Origin of the sequence: Sphingobium sp. PNB (assembly GCF_019873065.1) — a bacterium.
GTDB classification, from domain to species: Bacteria; Pseudomonadota; Alphaproteobacteria; order Sphingomonadales; family Sphingomonadaceae; genus Sphingobium; species Sphingobium fuliginis.
Window position 1 is genome coordinate 1 of sequence record NZ_JAINEZ010000146.1, and the last position, 7,005, is coordinate 7,005.

General features: G+C 56.1%; 8 protein-coding genes and 2 pseudogenes. 2 read left to right on the plus strand and 8 right to left on the minus strand.

Annotated features, from left to right (window positions below; translation table 11 throughout):
• Together K7W03_RS26015 and K7W03_RS26020 are read right to left on the minus strand one after the other, a co-directional pair.
• Positions 1-191: hypothetical protein (locus K7W03_RS26015; protein ID WP_222887812.1), on the minus strand; the 191-nt coding region annotated here is incomplete at its 3' end.
• Positions 192-252: 61 nt separating this feature from the next.
• Positions 253-487 (minus strand): annotated as a pseudogene (locus tag K7W03_RS26020) (transposase); the annotation flags it as partial.
• On the opposite strand from K7W03_RS26020, the pseudogene K7W03_RS26025 reads away from it, so the two are divergent.
• Positions 470-844, plus strand: a pseudogene (locus K7W03_RS26025) (transposase); the annotation flags it as partial. The pseudogenes K7W03_RS26020 and K7W03_RS26025 sit on opposite strands and share 18 nt — an antisense overlap.
• Before the next feature lie 2 nt (positions 845-846).
• Here the strand turns inward: K7W03_RS26025 and K7W03_RS26030 are convergent.
• The 5 genes from K7W03_RS26030 to K7W03_RS26045 form a co-directional block, all read right to left on the minus strand.
• Positions 847-1,515 carry a TetR/AcrR family transcriptional regulator gene (locus K7W03_RS26030; RefSeq protein WP_082718776.1) on the minus strand — a complete coding sequence of 223 codons (669 nt, stop codon included), beginning with the start codon at positions 1,513-1,515 and terminating at the stop codon, positions 847-849.
• Positions 1,516-1,873: 358 nt separating this feature from the next.
• Complete coding sequence (locus tag K7W03_RS26035) at positions 1,874-2,371, minus strand: aromatic-ring-hydroxylating dioxygenase subunit beta (RefSeq protein WP_024020827.1); 498 nt, start codon at positions 2,369-2,371, stop codon at positions 1,874-1,876.
• Complete coding sequence (locus tag K7W03_RS27990; RefSeq protein WP_226870532.1) at positions 2,368-2,829, minus strand: hypothetical protein; 462 nt, start codon at positions 2,827-2,829, stop codon at positions 2,368-2,370. Before K7W03_RS27990 ends, K7W03_RS26035 begins: the two co-directional genes overlap by 4 nt.
• Positions 2,805-3,533, minus strand: coding sequence for an aromatic ring-hydroxylating oxygenase subunit alpha (locus tag K7W03_RS27995; RefSeq protein ID WP_226870533.1), 729 nt, complete (start codon positions 3,531-3,533; stop codon positions 2,805-2,807). The genes K7W03_RS27990 and K7W03_RS27995 overlap by 25 nt, the downstream gene beginning before the upstream one ends.
• Positions 3,534-3,576: 43 nt before the next feature.
• Positions 3,577-4,563 carry a dihydrodipicolinate synthase family protein gene (locus K7W03_RS26045; protein ID WP_008829814.1) on the minus strand — a complete coding sequence of 329 codons (987 nt, stop codon included), beginning with the start codon at positions 4,561-4,563 and terminating at the stop codon, positions 3,577-3,579.
• A 149-nt stretch (positions 4,564-4,712) separates the two neighbouring features.
• On the opposite strand from K7W03_RS26045, the gene K7W03_RS26050 reads away from it, so the two are divergent.
• Positions 4,713-5,501, plus strand: coding sequence for a 1,6-dihydroxycyclohexa-2,4-diene-1-carboxylate dehydrogenase (locus K7W03_RS26050; protein ID WP_024020828.1), 789 nt, complete (start codon positions 4,713-4,715; stop codon positions 5,499-5,501).
• A 19-nt stretch (positions 5,502-5,520) separates the two neighbouring features.
• On the opposite strand, the gene K7W03_RS26055 is transcribed toward K7W03_RS26050, so the two are convergent.
• Positions 5,521-6,747, minus strand: a complete 1,227-nt coding sequence (locus K7W03_RS26055) for an NAD(P)/FAD-dependent oxidoreductase (protein WP_008829811.1) — start codon at positions 6,745-6,747, stop codon at positions 5,521-5,523.
• Positions 6,748-7,005: the final 258 nt, after the last annotated feature.

A 7,005-nucleotide genomic window follows, 5' to 3' on the forward strand; every position in this document is an offset into this window, starting at 1 on the left:
ACGACCACGCGTCGATCACGGACAGAAGCATGAACCCCAAGTCGATCTACCTTGCAGTCCCGCACCCAATGACAGAAGGTGTCCAGCTCCTTGATCTTCATCTTGAGACCGGCCTGATCGAGGCGACGGGATTGGTAGCGCTGGGTCGATCGGTTGATCGGAAATGCGCCGCAGGCCCTCCGTTCGCTCACCTGGTAGTTCGCCCGCAGATAGCCAACGATCTCCCGAGCTCGATCAGGCCTTACATTTTTCGGCGGATGACGTCCTGCAGCATCTCTTTGTCGAGACTGAGGTTTGCCACGAGCCGCTTGAGCCGGACATTCTCCTCCTCGAGCTGCTTCAGCCGCTTCGTCTCCGACGGCATCAGTCCGCCATATTTGCTCCGCCATCGATAGTAGGTCTGAACCGATATGCCGGCTTTGCGGCACACCTCCTCGACGGTCGTACCATCCTCGGCCTGCTTGAGAATGAACGCGATCTGGTGCATGCTGTGATCCGCACGCCCCACATTCAGGACCGCGACGGAGTCCCAATGGTGCTACGCGAAATCATCGCGCGCTTTTGGTATCTGCGGCACGTCTTCGCAAATGGCGGCTATGCTGGCGACAAACTCAGGAAGGCTCTGCGGCGAATGGCGAAATGGACCATCGAAATCATCAAACGGTCAGATACCGCCAAAGGCTTCGAGGTGCTGCCCGGCCGCTGGGTGGTCGAACGGACGTTGGCATGGCTCAACCGAAACCGATGCCTAGCAGAGGACTTCGAGAAAACCATCGCTTCGGCAAAGGCTTGGGTCTTCATCCCGCCCGTTCAAATCGTCATCCGACGTATCGCAAGACTATGAAATCAATCCGCATGATGACGAACCAGGCACTTATGGTAAATCTTCATAAAAATCTGTACCGCGCGATCAGCGATTTGGTCGGCTAGAATGTTGTTTGCGTGTCGCAACTCCAGTATCAACCTTCGATTGAATCCTGAGGTGCAAAGATCAAGTAACAGCATAGCCGCGTCATCCGGATCTTCGTCGTATAAAGAATTAGCTAAAAATAAGGAAACTTGATCTCGAAAATACAAAAATGTATTAGAGTAGAAAATATTTCCTAACTTGGGAATGCGCCGATTGTTGATAATTATAATTCGCTCGATTTCGATGGTGTCATCTCGCATCAAGAAATGGCAAAATCTTTTCGAAGATAAATTCAACATACTGGTTATACTACTACATTCGGAAATATCGAGATCAAGAAAATTTCTAAATAACTGAACTTTCAATTCAATAGCGGCAACAGCAATGTCTTCCTTGTGATCAAAATATTGCCAAAGAGTGCTCTTCGACCCGCCCAATATACTAGAAATATCAGACATAGTGACATTATCGTAGCCACTCTCTAAAAATGCATTCATCGCAACGTTTACGATATTTTTGCGACGCGCACTTTTTTTCAGTTCTCTCTTTGAACTGATTGATAGGACATTTTTTTGCCGCATAAATCCTACATGGCTTCGGATCATCGAAAAAAATGGTGCTCGATAATGTCAGTGACAGATTAAGGAAATTAAGGAAAATTAATCTCTTGATAAGAATATGATTATATTATACTAATTCTAGATATTATTCTTGCCGCTAAGCTTTCTCTAAGTGGCTGTCCTCGCTTAATTTTTCTCCACGTATTATAGCTTATCCCAAGCTCTTTCTGTAACATTGAATCCGTTCTTCCAGTTGAAAAGCGTATAATTTTATCCGCGATATCTTTTGGCAATTTCACCATCTTACATTGTGAACTCATATCGAAATCTTCCGAAGATTACTGCTAAAGCTATAATATAGATCGGTATTTCTCTGGAATATTTAGCTATATTGCATAACTTTTCATATCGGGTAGACAAGATATCGCGGGAGTACTGACGTATCCAATTCGGCACGGCGGGACAGAAACTTGGCCCGACCATCGCCCGAAAGCCGAACCATATCGAGATAGCGACCTGCGGCAAGAATTTGAGTGACCCCGGTATCCATCGGCGTCATGAAAACCGAAAAGTTGGACATGGCCTCTGCTGTGCTGGCATCGACCTGCCGATGGCTGACCCGCTGAACGAAATGGCGAGTGCGGTAGTCCTGAAAGGTCCCTGCCCAGATCTCTGTGACATAAGTGACGCGATCTTCCAGTCGCGCCCTACAATCGTCGAACATGAAGCCGAGTTCGAGGTTATGTTCTGTGTTCTCGGCCGCACGGCAGTAATAAGATGCCTGTTCTTCCTCGGCATAGTTAGTGAGCCAGCCTGTCATGTCTTTGCTGTCGAGCGCGTTGGCGTCCGCCAGCAGCAGGCGGTCAAGAGCGCATTCCAGTTTGGTGGGCGAAAGCATCATGCTTGTGCCCTTTCGAATCCCATCACCGAGCGGTAATATTCCCAGCGCGGAAGGTTACCGCTTTCATCGTTCTGCGAAAACTCGGACTCGAGCTTGGCAGGATCACGCACGCCTTTCTGGAAGATCGCATTGCCAGGCGTGTGGCTGCCGATGTGGATCCGGTGGAAGATCGAAGCGTCTTCCATGCTAATTAAACCGCATGGACCCAGTAAATTGGAGCTTTGCCGTAACCGGTGGCGAAGCATGTCCGCATCGTCGTTCTGGTGGGCGAAATAGGCGTAGTGGACCTCGGTCGTTTCGGCATCGATTGGGGTCGCGAAGCGCAGGTTTATGACGTCGAGATGTTTGGTTGAAACGAAAGTCGGGAACAACTGGACGATGCGTGACCCGACTGATGGATCCTGCCCTTTGAAGGCAATCAGATCCTTATCTTTTAGAACGCTGGGACCGCTCGCCACGGAGAGTGCCGACTCGAAACAGACATGGCCGCGTTTCGTGGCGGTATACTGCCGCCCTGCCAATTGAGCATCTTGAATGCCGCGTGGAGCAGCGGGGCATGGTAGCCGTCGTTGTCGTTGTAACCCTTCCAGTTGCTGTCATAGCGAACCTTCTGATAGCCCAGCAGTTTAAGGCGACCGTCGCCCGCCATCAGTTCGCGCAGGGTTTCTCCTGCTTCGCCGAGAAACTGGTCAAGGGGTTCTGTCTCAGCCGAGAACGTCACGAATATCAGGCCGTAGAACAGATCGAAGCGCGGCTGCCCCAAGGGGTAGTCCGCCTTGTCGAAACCGGGTACGAATTCGCGCGGGTTGGGACATCCAACAAGCTCGCCCTTGGCACTGAACAGCCAACGGTGATAGGGGCATTCGAACTCGGTTTTGTTACCCATTACCGCAGTTTCGAGCTGGTTGCTGCGATGCGAGCAGGCATTGTAAAACACGCGAACCTCGCCCCCTTCATCCCGCGAGATCAACAGCGGGATTCCTGCGAGGCGGATCGTCCGGAAATCGCCTGGGTTGGGCAACTCGCTTTCGTGCGCAACCGGATGCCATTCCGGGCCGTGAAATATCCGCTTGATCTCTTCCAAGTAGAGATCCGATCGCGTAAAGGCCGCCTTGGGAACTTCGTTATAATTCTTCGGCCAGGTCAAGGTCGCGTCAGCCATCCTCTTGCTCCCGCATTTCCAGTGATCGTTTATCTGACCGTCTTCAACGCTCTGTTTCGAGCGCTTTGCCCAGTTCGGCCCACATCCGGCCCGAATTACGCGCGCCTTCGAGATAGCTTTCGGGACATAAGTGATAGGGTGGACGGCAAGGTCCGGCGTTCATCCATCCACCGGCGGTCATCCGCGCCTTTTCCAGCGGAATGTTGTAGGTGGAGAATTCCTTGAAGCTGCCATTGGGAAACAGCGTTGCTGCCGTGGGCGCGAGCCGCCCCATGAAGGTCTTGGCCTTGCTCCAGTCGCCGGTGGCGCGGGCCTGTGCGACGAGATCGCGCAATGTCGTACTGACGAGAGGATGGCAGACCGCGCCGCTTGTCCAGAAGGCATCGACCGAATCGTCCATCCGCGCCGCGCCATAGTAATCGAAGTCGATCGGCAGCAGCTTGATCCGCCCCTTGATTGCGGCCAGATCGGGCAGCAGTGTGCCAACACCGATATACTTGGCAGTAACAACTTGGGGGATTTCGGCGACCTGACCCCAGAAATGGCGCGGGAAATCGAACTTGAATGCTTCGGGATTGGCATAGATTGCAATATTGATATCGGGCACCGCCTCAGCGACATCCTTGTAGAACTGGACCGCGACATCGACGCTCGGCGCGCACCACATCGGTACGCCCAGCATCGTCCCGGTCGCGCCGATATCGACTGCCTCGCGGGTCAGCGCGATGGTGTCGCGGGTGTTGATACAGGTTGTGCCGACAAACACCGGAACCCGGCCCGCTGCGGCATCTACGATAGTCTTCATAAAGACGAGCTTTTCGTCAAGCGTCATGGTCGCGGCCTCGCCCAGCGTTCCCATACTCAGGATGCCGTCGACTCCGGCCTCGATCAGGCCGTTGACCATGCGGGCTGCTTCGTCGACATTAACCGTATCAGTGGCGCGCCAATCGGTAGCACCTTCCTTGGCGGGCGTCGGCACGATCGCCCAGGCACCCTTTATATCAGCAGCAGTCAGCAGTTCACGCGCCACGCAACATCTCCCAAAGATTTTCAATCATTAGCCAATATGTAACGCATTGCCCACGGGCTTGGCAAGGGAGGAATGCGGATTTATGAAGCCGAATGTGACTAGGATTGCACCCTTCCGGCCGGACGGGTGCGGGTTTGGAGAAATCAGAGATGACAGACGCAAACGTAAGATTTGCAGGCAAGATCGCGATTGTCACGGGAGCAGCCCAGGGCATCGGCTTTGCTACGGCCCAGCGCCTAGGGCGAGAAGGCGCCACAGTCGTCGTTGCCGATCGTGCAGAACAGGCGACACTGGATGCGGTTGCGCGACTTATGGCCGAATCTGTCGACGCTCACCCCGCCATCCACGACCTCGAGCAACAGGCTGGAGCCGCTGCCCTGTACAACGCTGTAAGCGATAAATTCGGGCGGATCGACGTGGCCGTCCATAATGTCGGTGGCACGATCTGGGCCAAGCCTTATTGGGAATACACCACCGAAGAAATCGTCGCCGAAATTAATCGCTCGTTGTGGCCGACGCTGTGGTGTTGCCATGCAGTGCTGCCCCACATGCGCGCGGCGGGTCGCGGCGCGATCGTCAACATCGGCTCGGTGGCAACGCGCGGGGTCAATCGCGTGCCCTACGCGGCTGCGAAAGGTGGCGTGGCGGCGCTGACCGCTGCGTTGTCGCTGGAACTGGAGGATTGTGGCATCAGGGTAAATTGCGTGGCTCCTGGCGGGGTCAACGTGACCCGTGTCACCCCGCGTAATACCGCTCCGCATTCCGACGCGGACCGCAAGGGCTTTGGCGAGGTGATGGAGCAGACCTTGCGCGATACCCCGCTGGGTCGCTTCGGCGAGCCCGAGGAACTGGCCGCCGCGATCTGCTTTCTAGCCGCCGACGAGGCGTCCTACATCACCGGCCAAACCCTCTACGTCGCAGGTGGCGGGATCGGCTGATCCCGCCCGCCTTACGAGCCTAACCAGCCTGCTTGAGGATATCGCGGAGCGACACATCGGCATCGGCCAGCTGCGCGGCCTGGGCATTGGCTCGGCGCTCGATCAGCCGTTTGCCGATGCCCATGTCTGGGGCGCGGTTGACAGTCAGGATGCCCTCGATCATCTCGCCTGACTGGAAGAATGCGGTAAACTGGTTGCTTGCCATGTCTCCACGCAGGGTTACCTCGGCTTGCACCGGGATATGGCCGCAGAACTGGATATTGAGATCGAACTGGTCGCTCCAGTACCACACCGGCTTGCAGTAATCGACGCCCTGCCCGAGCACGGCGAGCGCCGCGGCCTGAGCCTGATCGGCAGCATTCTGGTAGGTTTCCTGGCGGATATGGCCGCCGAAGAAGCTCTCCTGTTCGGCCACGTCGCCGGCGGCAAAGACATTCTCATTGCTGGAGCGGCACCGCCGATCGACGATGATGCCGTTATTGGTGACGATGCCTGCGTCCCGGGCTAGGCTGATTTCCGGCACTATCCCGACCCCGACTACCACGGCATCGCAATCCACCAGTGATCCGTCATCGAGTTCGACCTGCGTCACCCGCCCGTCAAGCACCTTCATCGCGTTCACGCCGCGTCCGAAGCGGGTGTCGACGCCGCGCTGGCGATGTTCCTCGCCCAGCCATTGCCCGAACTGCGGCCCGAGCGCGCGAATCATAGGCGCGGCAAGCGGTTCGATCGCGGTCACTCGGCACCCCAGCTTGACCGCGCTGGCCGCGACTTCAGCCCCGATCACACCCATGCCGATGATGACGATCCGGGCGCCGTCCCTGAGGTCCGTCGCCATCCGGGTGGCATCGTCCCGGGTGCGCAGGTAATGCACGTTGGCGGCGTCGGCACCCTCCATGTTGAGCTTGCGGGCGGAACCACCGGTGGTCAGCAGGATGCGGTCGGCTTGGACCAGGTCTCCGCCCGTCAGGCGCACAGCGCTCGCCGCCAGGTCGAGCGCTTCGGCACGCGTGCCAAGCCGCATTTCGATGCGGTTGGCGGCGTACCAGGCCTCGTCATGAAGGAAGAAATTGTCCGGTACATTGGCCGGATCCCACAACACCTCCTTGGACAGGGGCGGGCGCTCGTAGGGCCGCCACGGTTCTTCGCCGATAAGGGTGATCCGGCCATCGAAGCCAGCCTGGCGCAAGGACTCCACCGCGCGGCCACCCGCAAGATTTGCTCCGACCACGGCTACCGATTTCATGCGATTCTCCCAACTTTGCGTGCTTTCCCGGTCTTATTGCCGGAAGGCGCACCTCCCTATAGACCTTCTTTGCACAATATGCAATGCGTTGCGAGAGTTAACGCGCGCTAGGCGGATTCCTGGATTTCCATTTTTTCAAGACGCAAGGCGAGCTGCCGACGGGTAAAGCCTAACCCGCCTTATTCACCAAAAGTGTCCTGAAGGGTTGGCGGGAGTGGCGTAAGCCTCTGATCTGAATTAGGAACTGGGTGTCTAAGC